The 16,558-nt window shown below is 61.6% G+C and carries 13 protein-coding genes and 1 tRNA gene; 2 read left to right on the top strand and 12 right to left on the bottom strand.

Features of this window, described 5'->3' with window-relative positions; genetic code table 11:
* Positions 1 to 189: 189 nt before the first annotated feature.
* Together JOF28_RS11640 and JOF28_RS11635 are read right to left on the bottom strand one after the other, a co-directional pair.
* The gene (locus JOF28_RS11640; RefSeq protein WP_209705897.1) at positions 190 to 1,719 is read right to left on the bottom strand and encodes an HtaA domain-containing protein; all 1,530 of its coding nucleotides are present in this window, start codon (positions 1,717 to 1,719) and stop codon (positions 190 to 192) included.
* 247 nt (positions 1,720 to 1,966) lie between these two features.
* A complete protein-coding gene (locus JOF28_RS11635) occupies positions 1,967 to 3,895 on the bottom strand; it encodes an LPXTG cell wall anchor domain-containing protein (RefSeq protein WP_209705896.1) in 1,929 nt (642 codons plus the stop codon).
* 252 nt (positions 3,896 to 4,147) lie between these two features.
* Between JOF28_RS11635 and msrB the strand changes: the two genes are divergently transcribed.
* Positions 4,148 to 4,576, top strand: coding sequence for a peptide-methionine (R)-S-oxide reductase MsrB (gene msrB / locus JOF28_RS11630; RefSeq protein WP_342452163.1), 429 nt, complete (start codon positions 4,148 to 4,150; stop codon positions 4,574 to 4,576).
* Entirely contained in the window at positions 4,573 to 5,118 is a 546-nt protein-coding gene (locus JOF28_RS11625) for a nitroreductase family protein (protein ID WP_209705894.1), read from the top strand. The genes msrB and JOF28_RS11625 overlap by 4 nt, the downstream gene beginning before the upstream one ends.
* 58 nt (positions 5,119 to 5,176) lie before the next feature.
* Here the strand turns inward: JOF28_RS11625 and JOF28_RS11620 are convergent, their stop codons facing one another.
* From JOF28_RS11620 to JOF28_RS11575, 10 genes are all read right to left on the bottom strand, one after another.
* Positions 5,177 to 6,115, bottom strand: a complete 939-nt coding sequence (locus tag JOF28_RS11620; protein ID WP_209705893.1) for a DMT family transporter — start codon at positions 6,113 to 6,115, stop codon at positions 5,177 to 5,179.
* A 138-nt stretch (positions 6,116 to 6,253) separates the two neighbouring features.
* A tRNA-Thr gene (locus JOF28_RS11615) sits at positions 6,254 to 6,329 on the bottom strand.
* Positions 6,330 to 6,368: 39 nt separating this feature from the next.
* Positions 6,369 to 7,319, bottom strand: coding sequence for a DsbA family protein (locus tag JOF28_RS11610; protein ID WP_209705892.1), 951 nt, complete (start codon positions 7,317 to 7,319; stop codon positions 6,369 to 6,371).
* 57 nt (positions 7,320 to 7,376) lie between these two features.
* Entirely contained in the window at positions 7,377 to 10,097 is a 2,721-nt protein-coding gene (gene secA, locus JOF28_RS11605; RefSeq protein WP_209705891.1) for a preprotein translocase subunit SecA, read from the bottom strand.
* Between the two features lie 251 nt (positions 10,098 to 10,348).
* Complete coding sequence (hpf, locus tag JOF28_RS11600) at positions 10,349 to 10,975, bottom strand: ribosome hibernation-promoting factor, HPF/YfiA family (RefSeq protein WP_209705890.1); 627 nt, start codon at positions 10,973 to 10,975, stop codon at positions 10,349 to 10,351.
* 99 nt (positions 10,976 to 11,074) lie between these two features.
* Positions 11,075 to 11,797 carry a ComF family protein gene (locus JOF28_RS11595; protein ID WP_209705889.1) on the bottom strand — a complete coding sequence of 241 codons (723 nt, stop codon included), beginning with the start codon at positions 11,795 to 11,797 and terminating at the stop codon, positions 11,075 to 11,077.
* A gap of 106 nt (positions 11,798 to 11,903) precedes the next feature.
* Positions 11,904 to 13,583 (bottom strand): LpqB family beta-propeller domain-containing protein, encoded by a 1,680-nt coding sequence (locus JOF28_RS11590; RefSeq protein ID WP_209705888.1) that lies wholly within the window; start codon positions 13,581 to 13,583, stop codon positions 11,904 to 11,906.
* Entirely contained in the window at positions 13,583 to 15,211 is a 1,629-nt protein-coding gene (gene mtrB, locus JOF28_RS11585) for an MtrAB system histidine kinase MtrB (RefSeq protein ID WP_342452162.1), read from the bottom strand. The genes JOF28_RS11590 and mtrB overlap by 1 nt, the downstream gene beginning before the upstream one ends.
* 62 nt (positions 15,212 to 15,273) lie before the next feature.
* Complete coding sequence (gene mtrA / locus JOF28_RS11580; protein WP_209705886.1) at positions 15,274 to 15,957, bottom strand: MtrAB system response regulator MtrA; 684 nt, start codon at positions 15,955 to 15,957, stop codon at positions 15,274 to 15,276.
* Positions 15,958 to 16,018: 61 nt separating this feature from the next.
* Positions 16,019 to 16,540: a metallopeptidase family protein gene (locus tag JOF28_RS11575; RefSeq protein ID WP_245189953.1), complete on the bottom strand. Its 522-nt coding sequence runs from the start codon at positions 16,538 to 16,540 to the stop codon at positions 16,019 to 16,021.
* Between the last annotated feature and the right edge of the window lie 18 nt (positions 16,541 to 16,558).

Genomic DNA, 16,558 nt, shown 5'->3' with positions numbered 1-16,558 from the left:
AATTCTGGAGCGGATTGGAAGCAGAGAACAACTTCCAACACATCATCTGACTGAAGTCAGGTTACCCTAAATACTTCAATACAAGCTTGTGGTTTCTCGCCAAACTTGCAACTTGACGTGGCACTACCCGAAAGCCCTGCAGGGGTGGACAGCAACAGAGCCCGCCCACCCCGCAAAGCGGGTAAAGAACTACTTCACCGTCAGTTTGCGCACGGAACTGTACTTAGATTTAAGGTTGCTATTTCCAACTACTTTGACCTTGATCTTGTGGCTACCCGCCTTAAGCTTGGGAAGCTTCACGTTGACCTTGCCCTGGCTGTTCAAAGTCGCAGATTTGATCTTCTTCGAGCCGTCGAACACCTGCACCTTCACCTTCGATGCTTTAGCCTTCAACGTGCCCGGAACGCTCACGGTTACTTTGACCGTGGCATTCTGCTTCTTGGTCACGCGTGACTTCGCGAATGTGGCAGTCACCTTCGGTGCAACCTTGGTTATTTTGACCTTGGTTGAACCCGTTGAGTTTTTAAACTCCGCAGGAACGTTACTTGTGTAGGCCACCGATACAGCGCGGCTGCCAGCATTAGCCGGCTTCGTGAGCTTGATCGATGCCTTGCCACCCGTCAACTTGGCCTTATATGTTGCGCCATTGATTTTCATCGCTACTGAGCCAGCGGGAACGAGAGATCCACGGGCACTCTTCACCGTCACCTTGGCGGTCTTTGCAACGTTATAGCCAAACGTTGTAGGCGTAAACGCGACAGTTGTGGTGGTGGCATTGGCTGCCACCGTGAGCCTCGCGGTGCCTGACTTAGCTTCTCCAGCGGTATTCGTAAAGATTGCCCGATACTTTGCTACTGATGCGGAGGCGCGAACCTTAGAGACGGTGTACTTCTTACTCGTGGCACCAGAGATGTTCGTCCAGCCCTTGCCTGTATCTGCCTGCCACTGCACCGTCGGTGCTGGTTGACCCGAGGCCTCTGCCGTAAACACTGCAGCTGTTCCAGCAGGAACGGTCAACGCCTTTGGCTGCGTCGTCACGGTGGGCGTTGTCTCAATCGGGGCAGTGTCCTTGCTGGGGCCAGTGCTGAAAGTGATGGGGTCGAGTTCAACGCCACCGCCATAAAAGCCAGCAAATACATTCAATGCTTCTGGACTGTTGACGAGTGTGGCTGGGGCATTTGTCCAGGTGATCACGCCGTCAACGATAACCGGGGCAGTGAGAGTCATATCAGCAACGTAGACGCCATCGTAGCTATAGGGCTGGCCGTGATTTTCATTGTTATAGTTGAGGCCGTCAGCATCCACATACAACTTTGCTGTCGATGCCGAAGTTACTTCAATACGGGGATTCGTAATTGAGACGTCGAGCACTCCATGGTGTCCGACAAACCGAACACCGTTGTCTCCCGTGAAATTCAAGTCCGCGGTGTCACCGGCAGCTGAGGCATTTCCGACTCCGCCCGTCCAACGAAATATTGCACCATTCAGGGTTGAATCAGTGTTACCGAGAGGGGTCACGGTTCCGCCTGCGATTGTTCCCGAAATGTACTCACGGAATGAAGTCTTTACTCCCCAGTCAAAGGTCGCCGTTTCAACTGCCATCGGTGCAGCCTGGGCTGCCACTGGTACAGCGACTAGACCCGTAACAGCGATCAGCGCTGCCGTGCCTGTGGCGAGTAGTGACGAAAATTTCTTCCGCCAGTTCTTCTGCGCAGTCATAACTAACGCACTCCTTCTATATTCTCGACGCGAGGCCCGCAACGCGGATTCTCTCATTCAGTTTCAGATTGATGCCCAAATACTTGGGAGCTACAGATCCATTTGCTAGACCCGGCAACCTGTGCAGGCTAACCACCCAAATAATGACAGCAGGCGGTTGCTCGCTGAGAGCAACCGCCCAACTTTAGGTCTCCGCGTACGCACTTGCGGGGAGACTAAACCAGGATTACTGCCAAGAGGATCCTAATTACTCAGCAGATACGCTGCGACGACGCACGAACAGGATGCCAGCACCGACCAATACCGCAACCACACCAGCTGCGGTAAGCGCCGCGAGGCTACCTGCACCGGTCGTAGCCAGTGCAGGTGCACCGGTAGTGTTCGCTGCCTTGACTGCCGAGTTGGCTACATTTCCTGCGTCAGAGTTTCCAGAAGCGCCTTCTGCAGTTCCGCTGCCCTCAGAAGTTTCGTCTCCGCCAGAAGTACCAGATCCGTCAGGATCTGATTCTGCAGGAGCATCAGTTCCGTCGGTCTCATCAGTTCCGTCAGTTCCATCGGTACCGTCAGTTCCATCGGTGCCATCGGTGCCTTCTTCTGCGTCTGCAGCAGCCACAGTGAAGGCCAGGCTAATCGCTTCGCCGGTCTCGGGAGTGAAAATAACTTCGTGAGCACCGGTCTCAAAGTCGGCCGGTACGGTCCAAGGTACTGACACGGTCCCAGCTGAATCTGCACCAAAGGCTCCGAGCTCGATCGGATCGCTGTGCACAGCGACATGCACCGTTTCATCAGCTACGAAGTTCGTACCTTCGAATACAACTTCAGCGCCCTGAATGATTTCACCGTTCGAGGCTCCGATGATTTCAACGACCGGTGCAGGTGTTTCAGGCGCTTCTGACGGGAACACTGCATCCCACTGAGCATCAGAAACCACAAGATCAGCCTGACCAATGAAACGGTCATCGTTCAAGGTGCCATGAGCAAGCCACGACACAACAACATATTCCTTCGCGCGATCAAGCTCTGCAGCAGGAACCGAGATGTTACGCGTTACAGCACCATCAGTAATGGACCTCATGTACGCAAAATCAGCAACCAATGCAGCGTCAGAACCGTTAGCCAACTCGCCAACAAGATCCTTCTCGATCACAGCAACATACACACCCTGGTCATCCTTGCCCGAGTCAGGTACATCAGCACCGGCACGCAACACGATGCCAGAAACCGTCGCACTCAGATCCAAGCCAGTCTCAGAAGCATTCGTCACCGAAGCCACAACAGGAGGGAACACTGCATCCCACTGAGCATCAGAAACCACAAGATCAGCCTGACCAATGAAACGGTCATCGTTCAAGGTGCCATGAGCAAGCCACGACACAACAACATATTCCTTCGCGCGATCAAGCTCTGCAGCAGGAACCGAGATGTTACGCGTTACAGCACCATCAGTAATGGACCTCATGTACGCAAAATCAGCAACCAATGCAGCGTCAGAACCGTTAGCCAACTCGCCAACAAGATCCTTCTCGATCACAGCAACATACACACCCTGGTCATCCTTGCCCGAGTCAGGTACATCAGCACCGGCACGCAACACGATGCCAGAAACCGTCGCACTCAGATCCAAGCCAGTCTCAGAAGCATTCGTCACCGAAGCCACAACAGGAGGGAACACTGCATCCCACTGAGCATCAGAAACCACAAGATCAGCCTGACCAATGAAACGGTCATCATTCAAGGTGCCATGAGCAAGCCACGACACAACAACATATTCCTTCGCGCGATCAAGCTCTGCAGCAGGAACCGAGATGTTACGCGTTACAGCACCATCAGTAATGGACCTCATGTACGCAAAATCAGCAACCAATGCAGCGTCAGAACCGTTAGCCAACTCGCCAACAAGATCCTTCTCGATCACAGCAACATACACACCCTGGTCATCCTTGCCCGAGTCAGGTACATCAGCACCGGCACGCAACACGATGCCAGAAACCGTCGCACTCAGATCCAAGCCAGTCTCAGAAGCATTCGTCACCGAAGCGCTCACCGTGGGAACTGGTGCGTCTACCGCGTGGGCAGCCATCGGCACGAAAGCCAGACCTGCAGCAGCAACTAAGGCAGTTGTTGCTGTTGCAAACGCAGTTACGAGCTTCTTTCGTAAGCTCTTCTGTGCAGTCATTACGAGAGCACTCCTTTTCGTATAACAGGCCTGGATCCCCAGAAGTTTTGGGTAAGTCAGAGCTCATCGGATCAAACTTAGGCAGCCCTAACCAAAGAGCACCATCTAATAGTCTGACGAATATCATCAGATGTTGCAAGTTGGCTGCCACATTTGCGGCAATGTGTCGCCCAGAAAGCTCCCATGAGGCTCCCCTACGCCTAACAACCCACGCGCGTAGACTGGGGCCGAACCATGTCGAGGAGGCATACCGTGGCACACGAAGACAACACGAATAACTACCCGTTCCAGCTCAGCGAAGACGAGTGGCGCGACCGACTCGGCATCGCCGAGTACGCCGTACTGCGCGAATCGGCTACCGAGCGCCCCGGCACCGGTGAACTCCTCAACGAAGAGCGCGCAGGTCTCTACACCTGCCGCGGCTGCAACAATGAGCTCTTCATCGCGGGCACCAAGTTTGACTCGGGCTGCGGCTGGCCCAGCTTCTACGAGAGCGTGCGCGAGGGCGCCGTTGAGTACATCGAAGATATGTCGATGGGTACTATGCGCACCGAGGTGCGCTGCGCCAACTGCGGGTCGCACCTCGGCCACGTATTTCCCGACGGCTTTGGCACTCCCACCGGCAACCGTTACTGCATGAACTCCCTCGCGCTCGGCTTCACGCCCGAGGACGAGGCGTGACCCAGGCGCTCGAAGCGCTGGTGCGACGTAGGTCGCACTCGAAACTCATTGATCCGGCGCCATCGCATGACGAGCTCTCGCAGCTCGTCGCCGCGATGACAAGCGTCGCCGATCATTCGGGGCTGCGCCCCTGGCGCCTCATCGAGCTGCGCGGCGAGGCCCGCACAGTTTTGGGCGAGGCTCTCGCCAAGGCCTCCGATGCGCGCGATGCCGAGAAGCTCATCAAGAAGGCGCACCGCGCTCCCCTGGTGATCGCGATCGTCGCGAGCCCCCGCGACAGCAGCAAAGTGCCGCAGTGGGAACAGGAGGCGGTCGCTTCAGGTGTCGCCCACTTCCTCACCCTGATGCTCGACGAAGCGGGCTGGGGCGTGATCTGGCGCACCGGATCACACACCCGCAGCCGCGCGGTACACCGCGCGCACCAGCTCGAGAAGCACGAGTATCTACTCGGTTGGCTCTACGTGGGTTCGGTGCCGGGCCGCAAGGATCAGGAGAAGCCGCGCAAACCGCTTGACCTGCAGAAGCACCTGTCGGCGCTCTAATCGAGGTCGCTCAGCCAGCGCTGCACCGTGCCCTATTGGGGCACGGTGCAGCGCTGGCTTATTTTTGTGTGCCGCGCGTACGCGACGGCAGTGCGGCCACGGCCACCGCCAACAGCGCTACGGCAGATCCGATCAGCATGCCGGTTGAGAGGCCGCCCGCGAGCGGTGTCGCGTTCTCGAAAAGCACCGCGGCAATCAGCTGGCCGGCCACGTTTGACATGCTCAGCAGCAACACACCTGCGGTACGCACGAGCATCGCCGCGATAGCAATAAAGATGGTGCCGGTCGCGCCGCCGAGGTAGTACCAGGGCTCAGTGGGCCAAGCGGTGGGCCAGCCCGTGGCCACGACCGAGATGATCGCGAAGAACACCAGCAGCGTGGTGCCCACGATGAAGTTCATGAAGGTTGAGGCGAGCGCGCTGTGCGCTGCGGCGCGCACCAGCCCGTTGACCATCGACTGGCCGGCCACCCCCACGCCCACAATCACGGGGAAGATCACGAGCCACACGACTGAGCCGCCGCCGGTGCCCACCGAGACGATGACGCCGACGACCGCGAGCGCGGTACCCAGCACGCGTGGCAGCGTGGGATCGATGCGGCCGCCAGGCCCGAGCCCCGCCCGGTCGAGCACGAGGCCGCCAAGCACTTGCCCCGCGACAATGCCGACGGTGAACAGGGCGAGCCCGGTGATGGGTGCCACGAGCCCTTGGTTCAGCACAAACAGTGCCCCGCCAGCCCCACCAAACAGCGCCCACACGGGCAGCCGCTTCGACTTCACTTCGGCTTTCAAAAGGGTGAGCCCGCGCCGTCCACGCCGGGAGCACACCATCAAAATACTCAAAATGAGTAGCCCCGAGGCAAACGATGCTGCCGCGGTCACAAACCCATTGCCCAGGTGTTGGCTAAGCCCGCCGTTGATACGGGACTGCAACGCCACCAGCACGCCAGCGAGCCCCGAGCCCACTAGCGCTGCCCAGACCCTCAATTTTGCACGCACGACCACCACACTACGGTGTTGACGGGCTACCCGCGGCGCAGGTGACGAAAAACACGGTGACGGCGCGTCGCGCGCAGGTCACCGACACAGCAGGCCGTACCCGCCACGAAAACCGCGGGCGCGGAGCATGAAATTATTTGGAGCCGCCTATCGGACTCGAACCGATCACCTGCGCTTTACAAGGGCGCTGCTCTACCAGATGAGCTAAGGCGGCATGTGGACGGCCACTCGCGTGGCCATCCTGACTAGTCTACTAGGACTTGGTCGACTTCTCAGAATCGGCCTTCTGTTCGAACTCGCCCTTGACCTTCAGTAGGTAGGACTCGAGGTCGCCATCGCGAGCCTGGTTCCACTGCTTACCGTTGACGATCACGGTCGGGGTTGACTGCAAACGCTGCGGGCCTTCGGCCTGGAAGTTCACACCATCTGCGCTGAGCATCAGCTCGCCCTTGGCAAGACCCAGCAGACCGGTCTCGCTGACCTGCTTCCAGTTACCATCGATGAAACCAGCGAACGTCTTGTCCTTCACGCACTGCTTCAGCTCGGTGGTGACCTCGGCGCCAGCTTCCTTCGCCTGATCGATCAGCTGTTCATCGGTGAGGCCGGTGGTGCCCTCAGCGGGCTGTACCTCTGCGCTCAGCAGACGATTGTGCAGCTTGAACGCGACGTCGGGGTCCTGCTCAACCACGCAGCTGAACAGGTTCGCTGCACGAGTCGAGTACTTCGTACCCTTCGAGGTGCCATCGAGGAAGTTGATGGGGAAGACCTGCAGGTTAATGTCGCCCGAGCCCACATAGTTCTCGAGCATGGTGCCGTACTGCTGCTCAAACGCACCACACGCCGGGCACATGTAATCCACGTAGGTGGTCACATCGAGCGGCAGCTCCTTGCGGTCAACCTCGGGCGCAACGCGCTCGGTGTCGGGCTGCAGTGCGCCGGTCTCAACGACCTTCAGGTCCTTCGTGAACACCGCGCCGCCCGAGGCCATGTTCTCGGGGCCGGGGCCCGCGGGTTTCATGGTCTGCGTGAGAACGAGGCCCACGATTGCGAGCACGGCGAGCACACCCAGGACGATACCGCCCTGGAGGAACAGCCGGCTGCGCTTCTCGCGCTTCTTCTCCTGCTCGCGTGCAATGCGAGCCTGTTCACGCGCCTGGGCACGTCGCTCGTTTTTGGTGAGGCGAGTATTAGATTCGTTAGCCATGTGATTCTCCCGGCAACTTCGCGTGAGCGAAGCACCCGTTTCTAGGTGTGTGCGTTTCTACTTCTTCTTGGTGGAGCGACGATCGGCGCGATTTTGAGGCTCGCCCACTTCGCCGCCGTCGGTCTGCTGGCCGAAGGCGCCACGCGTCTTCTTTCCAGCCGCGCCACTCTGAGCCGGTGCACCATCTTCGTCGGGTGCACTGTAGGTGAGCTTTGCCGTGTCGGGGCTCTTGGTATCTTCGAGCCCGCCACCCTCAAGGTGGACGTGATCCTGGGGACCCTCGGCCGGGCGAACCTTAACCTCGAGGTTGTAGAGCAGCCCCATGGACTCCTCCTTGATCTGACCCATCATGCCCGAGAACATGGTGAAGCCCTCGCGCTGGTACTCGACGAGCGGATCGCGCTGAGCCATCGCGCGCAGGCCGATGCCCTCCTTGAGGTATTCCATCTCGTAGAGGTGATCGCGCCAGCGGCGGTCGATCGTGGCGAGCACGACGCGACGCTCGAGCTCGCGCATAGCTTCAGTGCCGAGCGCTTCTTCACGGTTCGTGTACGCGACCTCGGCGTCAGACAAGATTTCGCGGCGCAAGAATGACTTATCCACCTTCGAGGTGCCGGCCTCGGCGAGCAGCTCGTCAACGGTGATGCCGACCTGGTAGACCTGCTTGAGGTCAGCCCACAGCGCGTCGAAATCCCAGTCTTCGCCGGTGCCGCCGTGTGAGTCGAGGATCGCGTCGATCGTTGACTCGCGGAACGACGAGATACGGCTTTCGATCTCTTCGCCGTCAAGGATCTGTTGGCGGTCGCCGTAGATCGACTTGCGCTGACGGTCGAGCACATCGTCATACTTCAAGACGTTCTTGCGAATCTCGGCGTTGCGGCCTTCGACCTGGCTCTGTGCGCTCTGAATGGCACGTGACACCACCTTCGACTCGATCGCGAGATCGTCGGGGAAGCTGTCGCGGTTCATCAGGGCCGCAGCGGCGCCCGAGTTGAACAGGCGCATCAGGTCGTCAGCGAGCGACAGGTAGAAGCGGCTCTCGCCGGGGTCACCCTGACGGCCTGAACGGCCGCGCAGCTGGTTATCGATGCGGCGTGACTCGTGGCGCTCGGTGCCGAGCACGTACAGTCCGCCTGCCGCCGAAACCTTCTCGGCTTCGGTGCCCACGGTTTCCTTCACCGCGGCGAACACGTCGTCCCAGGCGGCCTCGTAGGCGTCTGAATCGTCTTCGGTGGACAGCCCGCGCGCAGCCATTTCTTGCACGGCGAGGAACTCGGCGTTGCCGCCGAGCATGATGTCGGTACCGCGGCCGGCCATGTTGGTGGCAACGGTGACGCTGCCGAGGCGACCAGCCTGCGCGATGATCGCGGCTTCACGCGCGTGGTTCTTCGCGTTCAACACTTCGTGGCGCACGCCAGCCTTGGCGAGCAGCCGCGAGAGGTACTCGCTCTTCTCAACGCTGGTGGTACCCACGAGTACCGGCTGACCGTTCTTGTGGCGCTCAGCGATATCGTCAACGGCGGCCTGGAACTTCGCCTGTTCGTTCTTGAACACGAAGTCGGGCTGGTCCTTGCGCTGCATGGTGCGGTTCGTCGGAATCGGCACCACACCGAGCTTGTACGTTGACATGAACTCGCTCGCCTCAGTTTCGGCGGTACCCGTCATGCCCGAGAGCTTCTCGTAGAGACGGAAGTAGTTCTGCAGCGTGACGGTGGCGAGCATCTGGTTCTCGGCCTTGACCTGCACGCCTTCCTTCGCCTCGATGGCCTGGTGCATGCCCTCGTTGTAGCGGCGCCCGGCGAGGATGCGGCCGGTGTGCTCATCAACGATCATGACCTCGCCGTTCAACACGACGTAGTCCTTGTCGCGGGTGAACAGGGCGTTGGCCTTGAGCGAGTTGTTCAAGAACGAGATCAGCGGGGTGTTTACTGATTCGTACAGGTTCGTGATGCCGAGGTAGTCCTCGACCTTTTCGATGCCCGGTTCGAGCACACCGATGGTGCGCTTCTTCTCGTCGACTTCGTAGTCAACGCCGACCTTCATCTTGCGTGCGATGCGCGAGAACTCGCCAAACCAGCGGTTTGCGTCGCCCGAGGCAGGGCCCGAGATGATGAGCGGCGTACGCGCCTCATCGATCAGAATCGAGTCGACCTCATCGATGACGGCGAAGAAGTGGCCACGCTGCACACGCTCTTCTGCCGTTGAAGCCATGTTGTCGCGCAGGTAATCGAAGCCGAACTCGTTATTCGTGCCGTAGGTGATGTCTGCTTCGTACTGGGTGCGACGGGTGGCGGGGTCTTGGCCCGACACGATGCAACCGGTGGTCATGCCGAGCGCGCGGAAGATGCGGCCCATGAGCTCGCTCTGGTAGCTCGCGAGGTAATCGTTCACCGTCACCACGTGCACACCCTTGCCTGCGAGGGCATTGAGGTAGGCCGGCATGGTGGCGACGAGCGTCTTACCCTCACCAGTCTTCATTTCAGAGATGTTGCCCAGGTGGAGGTTTGCACCGCCCATCACCTGTACGGGGAACGGGTGGAGGCCGATGGTGCGGCGCGCAGCCTCGCGCACCGCAGCAAATGCCTCAGGAAGTAGGTCGTCGAGCGTCTCGCCCGCCGCTAGTCGCGCACGAAACTCTTTGGTTTCGTCACGCAATTCTTCGTCGCTCAGATCGGCGAACGATGATTCGAGGTCGCTGACGAGTTTCGCCTGACGCTCAAGCTTTCGCAGCGTGCGGCCTTCGCCGACGCGAAGCAGCTTCTCGAGAACTGTTGCCACGTTGTCACTCCTGTAAGTTGTGCCCGGGGAATCGAGCCGCATCGCTAGGTCACCTTCGTTGCCGAATCGTGACAAGTCACCAGCTTAGCAATGCAAACTGCCCTCCCGGCTGGATAGCCCCTATATAGACGCAAGTTGCGCTGAGGGTGAAATGTCGTGCTGGCGCCTCAAATCGGCCGCAAATGCAACGTGGGGGCGGCCAGTTGGCCGCCCCCACGTCACTTCGAATTCACTGTGTGTTGGTGTGCTCGCTACTCAGCGAGCGAGATCACACCGTAGTTCCAGCCCTTGCGGCGGTACACCACACTCGGCTTCCCCGATTCGGTTTCGACAAACAGGAAGAAGTCGTGCCCGACCAGCTCCATCTGGTCGACGGCGTCGTCCACGCTGAGGCTTTCGGCCGGAAACTCCTTGGTGCGAATCACCACGGGCGAGTAGATCTCTTCTTCGGTCTCGGTCACGAGGGGCGCGACACCGGCTGCGACAGCTTCAAGCACCTCAAGCGGTGCAGGGGTGACGTCGACCATTTCGAACCCGGCTGCGGCGGCGTCGCCCAGTGAGGTGCGGCCTGCGCCACGACGGTCATGGCGACGGTCCTTCATGCGGCGAATGCGCTCGAGCACGCGGCCGTATGCCATATCGAATGCGGTGTACTTGTCACCGCCGAACGACTCTGCGCGAATCACGGGGCCGGGGCCAACGAGCGTGATTTCTACGACGTCGCCGTGCTGCGGGCTCTTGTCAGAAAGCCGAGAAACCTTCACCTCGAACTTCTGAGCTTTAGGCAGCAGGCCAGCCACCTTCTCAGACTTGGTACCGACATAGTCTTCAAAACGATCAGTGATACCGACGTTCTTGCCGCGGATGTTCACGTCCATGGTGACCTCCCAGGTAGCTCAGGCGGGTGGGCCGTTCTAGCGCACCGTTACGCCTTTCACGAATGCTACTGCACGAAGTGATGTCGCGGCCACCTCCATTTATTTTCCGGGCGTTCCCTCGTACGACACCGAAGCGAGAACGGCCGCCGCAATCACGCGCGCTCCCACAGCTTGCAAGGCCTCGCAGGCCGCGCGCACGGTCGCCCCGGTCGTCATAATGTCATCGACCACAATCACTTCTCGCCCGCGCAGGCGGGCGTGGCACGATCTGCGCACGGCGATTCGAGCCGCATTTTGGGCGCGGGTCGCAGCGTCGAGGCCGACCTGGCTGCGTCGCCCCCGGGTCGATGTGAGGGCACGCATGAGCGTTGCGCGATCCGGATCATGTTTCATGGCCGCCGCAATCATCGCGTCGACGTGTCGAAACCCGCGGGCTCGCAGCTGGCTCGCGCGTGAGGGCGCCGCGATGAGCAGCGGCGGTTCGGAGGCGTGGCTGAGGGCGCGGACAAGCGGATGCGCAAGCTGTTCACCGAGCACGCGGGCGAACCCGGTGCGCTGCTCGTGTTTGTACGCTACGACCACGGCGCGCAGCTCGCCCGCATAGGGGCCGCGCGCGTACGCCGGCACCGGTGCGAGCACGCTCTCGTATGCGAGGGGCGCCGCCGTGCGCAGCCGAGTGCGACAAGGATCGCACAGCGCCCGATCTGCGGCGCCGCAGCTCACACAGGCCACCGGCCATACGAGCGCGCCAAGGTCAGCGAGCAGCTCGCGTGCCGTGGTGGCGAGCGGTGCGGTAGTCGGTGCGGCGGGGGTGACAGCCATGCCCCCAGTGTGCACGCAAAGGGCTGGCGCGAGACGGCCCCCGCGCAAGTGGTGGATAACTTACCAGCTCAGCTTGGTGTGGACGTCTCGGCTCGCGGCGGCCACCTCAGCCGCGTTTAGCGAGCACCTCGATGTCGTAGTCGCCGCGCTGCCAGCCGCTGTTCTGCGGCGCGTACAGGTCGCCTTCGCTGCCGAGTACGCGCAGCTGCGCGTAGGCTCCGCCGCCGGTGAGCTGGCGCCCACCCGGAATCGAGCCCTGCTCGGTGCTGAACGTGCCAGGGCCGCCGCTCGTCACCTTCGTGGCGGTCGCCCCCTTCGAGAGCACCGCAAACTTCGTGGGCCCCACCCAGTCAAAATCGAGCGGATCCCCCGTCACCCACAGCTCGGTGGCGGCTTCGTCGGTGGTGCGGATCGGGGTGCCCTGATCGTCGCGCACGACCCCGGCGATGAGCAGCTGCGCGCCGCCCTCGCTGGCAACCAGCGCCGCGATGCGTGCCCCGTCTGGGGCCAGGCGCACAGCAGCCACCTTGCGGCCGTCAAGCCACGGCGCCGGCACCTGAATCGCAACGCCATCGCCGCCGCGCGCCTGCAGTTCGCCCGAGCGCGTGGCGGTCCACAGAAACCCAAACACGTCGATCGAGGGCGCGATCTGTTTGGCTCGGGTGTCAAGCAGCGCGCTGCCGGCCGCGTCGAGACGCGTCACCCCCGGCTCAGACAGCACAGCCATCTGCGTGCCGTCGATCGAGAGCGTGATGGCCTGCGGGTCGAGCTCCCCCACCCGGTCAGCGAAGCCGAGCATGGGCGTGAGTTCGCCCCCAGAGACGGCCCCAAACACCCCGTCGATGAGCCCTGTGGGCATCGCGATTTCGTTCACCAGCTCGGGTTCAATGCCGCCGCCCAGCTCGCTCATCGCGGTGCCCTCCACCAGCAGATCAAACCCGTTCACGCCGGGAATGCTCTGCAGGCTGAGCTTGAGTTGCTGCCGCAGCTCGGCGATCGCCTGCGGGCTCGCCTGAAGCACTTCGCTGCTCATGTCGATGCGTGCGCGCCCATCGAGCACGGGCACCGCTTTGGTGACGAGCACGGCGCCGGCGGGAAACCCGCTGTGCAGCGACTCGCGCATGTGTTCGCTGGGGCCTCTCACGAGCGCGCCCACAATCTCGGTGGCGAGCGCAGCGCCGGCCACAAACCAGCGCGTCACCGGCACCAAGATTTCGTTGGTGCCCACGAAATACAGCTGGTGCGAGCTCCAGATCGCCAAGAACATGCTCTTGTCGAGAATAATGCCGCTGGGGGCCGACGCGATGCGCCATTCGCCATCAATCCGCGTAAATTCGAACCGCATATCGGTGGCGGGCCCGGGTTCAACGGGCAGCATTTGGCCCGCCTCGTCAACTTTGGCGGTCGCACTGAGCGAGAGCACACCGGCGGTGTCGCCTGCGGCGCGATACGGTCTGCTGCCCTCGTCGATCAGCACGCCGTAGTACGGATCCCACTGGTTCGCATATTCGGTCGACAGGAATTCGCGCGCGACCGCATAGTCATCGGCGTTCGAGGTCGCCGCGGCCACGAAGCCGCGCACGATGTCTTCTTGGCTGGCCTGGGCGGTGGGGCTCTGCGGGGTGAACTGGTAAAATTGCTCGGCCTGTTCGAGGTCGGTGAGGCCGACCTTCACGTTGCCTGCGCCGGGAATCGCGGCGCACCCAGCGAGCAGCGCAATCACCGCGAGCACGGCCACCCGCGCGAGGGGGGTTCTGGCGTTTCGTCGCCTACGTCGCTGCTGCATCACCGTTTCTCCCTCCGGATCAAGCGTGCCGGGCGTTTCAGCCAGCGCCCGGGTCCAGTCTGATCGTGCTCACTTGAGGTTTGCCCCTCGGGCACCAGGTCGAGCGGCGAGACGAAGGCCCGCACCGCTTCACCGCGCGGCAGGGTGAGCCGAAAGTTAGTGCCTTCACCGGGGCGCGACCACACCTCGAGAATGCCGCCGTGCACTGCCGCATCCTCTTGCGCGATCGCCAGGCCGAGGCCCGTGCCACCCAGGGTGCGTTTGCGTGACGGGTCAGCGCGCCAGAACCGGTCAAACACGTGCACCGTGTGCTCCTCGCTCATGCCGATCCCCCAGTCACGCACGCACACCGCTACCGCGGTCGAGTTCGAATCCACGGTGACCACAATCGGGTGTTCTTCGCCGTGTTCGATCGCGTTGCCGATGAGGTTTGACAGGATGCGGCGCATGCGACGCGGGTCGACATCGATCGGCGAGAAACCGCCCTGCGCGACCACTTCGATGTCGTTGTTCGCGACCGGTCTGAGTGACTCGGCCACCTCTTCGATCAGCGACACCATGTTTGTCGGTTCGGTGTCGAGGATCACTCGGCCGGCGTCGTAGCGTGAGATTTCGAGCAAATCTTCGAGCAGCGATTCAAACCGCTCGACCTGTGTGCCCAGCACCTCGATGGCGCGCTGCTGACCGGCCCCCAGCTCGGCCGAGCCCGAGTCAAGAACCTCGCTCGCCAGCCTGATCGTGGTGAGCGGGGTGCGCAGCTCATGCGAGACGTCAGACACGAATCGCTGCTGCATTTCAGAGAGCTGATCAAGCTCTTGGATGCGTGACTGCAGCGTGTCGGCCATGTCGTTGAAGCCCTCAGAGAGGGTGTCAAAGTGCACATCGTTTTGCAGCGGCATGCGCGCGTCAGCTTCGCCGCCCGCCAGTCGCCTACTCGTGTTGGCCGCCACACGAATCGGGCGAAACACGATGCGCGAAATGATCCACACCAAAATGCCAATGAACGCCATCATCACCGCGGCGGTCACGAGCAGGGTGCGCTGCACAAACGCGAGGGTGTCTTGGGTGTCATCGAGCGTGTACCCGATGAACAGGTCGTACACCCCGGCACCGGCGGGAAAGGTGAGGGTCGAGGCGACAATAATGCCGGGAGCCGGGTTGCCCGTATCGTCGGTGAATGTGACAGGCTGCCACAGCTGCGGCGTATCGCCGACCATGGCCGCGGCCGAGAGCTCGGCGGTCACCGCTTCGGGCAGCATCGCGTTGGTGCGCGACGAGGGCGGCGCCTCGGGGTTGGAGGCCTGGCCCGGCTGCCGCCGCAGGTAGACGAGCTGACTCGATGAGGTGTCTTGCACAGTGCGGCGCACATCGGCCGACAAGATTGAGAGACTGCCCCGGTCAGACGCATCGATCTGTCGTTGCGCAGCGAGCGTGGCACGGGCCGAGTCTTCAAGCGCCGCGTCACGGCGCGACGAATACAGGTCGTCGCTGACACTCGTGACGATGAATATGCCGGCCATCAAAATCATGAAGCCGGTGACCATGCCCGTCACCGTCATGGTGCGCAGCATCAGCGAGCGGCGCCACCGCACGCGGAAGGGCCGCAGCACCGGGTGCGAGAATTTCACCCAGCGCAGCTGCAATCGGCGCAGCCACCTGCCCAGTCGTGAGCGCCGCGAAACCATACGGGTTACGAGGTCGGGGTGCCCGCGCGATACCCCACGCCGCGCACTGTCGTCACGATCGTCGGGCGATCGGGGTCTTGTTCGATCTTTGCGCGCAGCCGCTGCACGTGCACGTTCACGAGGCGGGTATCGGCCTTGTACTGATAGCCCCACACCTTTTCGAGCAGCACCTCGCGGGTGAACACCTGCTGGGGTTTGCGCGCCAAAATCGCGAGCAGGTCAAACTCTAGCGGGGTCAGCGAGATCGGCTGCGACCCGCGGCGCACCTCGTGCGCCGACACGTCGATGGTCAGGTCGCCCACCCGCAGCGTCTCACTCACCTCTTGCGAGGGTTCGCGCAGCCGCGCACGAATACGGGCCACCAGCTCAGCCGATTTAAACGGCTTCACCACGTAATCGTCGGCGCCGGCCTCAAGCCCGCGCACCACATCGCGGGTGTCGGTGCGGGCCGTCAACATAATGATCGGCACGCCTGATTCGGCGCGAATACGCTCGCACACTTCAATGCCGTCGAGGCTGGGCAGCATCACATCGAGCAGCACGAGATCGGGCTTGACCTCACGAAACAGTTCGACCGCTTCAGCGCCGTCGGCCGCGTGATCTGTGTCAAAACCCTCAGCCTGCAAGGCCATGCTCAGCATCTCTGCGAGTGCCCTATCGTCATCAACCACCAAGATGCGCGCGCTCATGACTCCCATTATGGCTGCAAAAACTCACAATCGGCGGTTACCGCTTCGTGGGCGCGGCGCGTTAGTAGTGTTCGAACCGGCCGGGCAACAATTCCCACGGCTCACGGCCCAAATATTCGCACACGGCCTGGTAGACGCAGTGCTGCACGAAGTAGCGGCGGTGCTCGTCATCGTTCACGTGCAAACCCCGCGCGCGCTGAATCGGCATGCGAAACATCATGATCGTGTTTGACTTGCGATCAATCGAGTACAGCAGCGGAAACTTGCTCTCGCCCAGGCTTGCGGGCGCCGTCTGAAACCCGATGTTGACGCCGTGCAACTCTTCGGGGAAGTGGGCCTGCAGCAGTTCAACGACGCCGCGGGCATCGGTTTCGAAGCGCTTAAATCGGCTATTGGGATCGGGCAGTGTGGGCCCCGTCATCGACGACCGCTGCGGGCGCCGATCGTGTCGGCGGCTCACCGCAGACCGCGATCCGGCGCCGCCACCAGCAGCGCCCGTCGCGCCAGCACCCGCAGCCCCGCCGGGGCCGCTTGCGCGTTCAGCGCGCGCAGCACGCCTCGCAGATCGATCCCATCCAAACATGTGGTCAAGTCTACGCCG

This window comes from Leucobacter exalbidus (assembly GCF_017834145.1).
Classification (GTDB): Bacteria; Actinomycetota; Actinomycetes; order Actinomycetales; family Microbacteriaceae; genus Leucobacter; species Leucobacter exalbidus.
The sequence above is the reverse complement of the archived record's forward strand: the minus strand, read 5'-3'. Positions and strand labels throughout refer to the sequence as shown.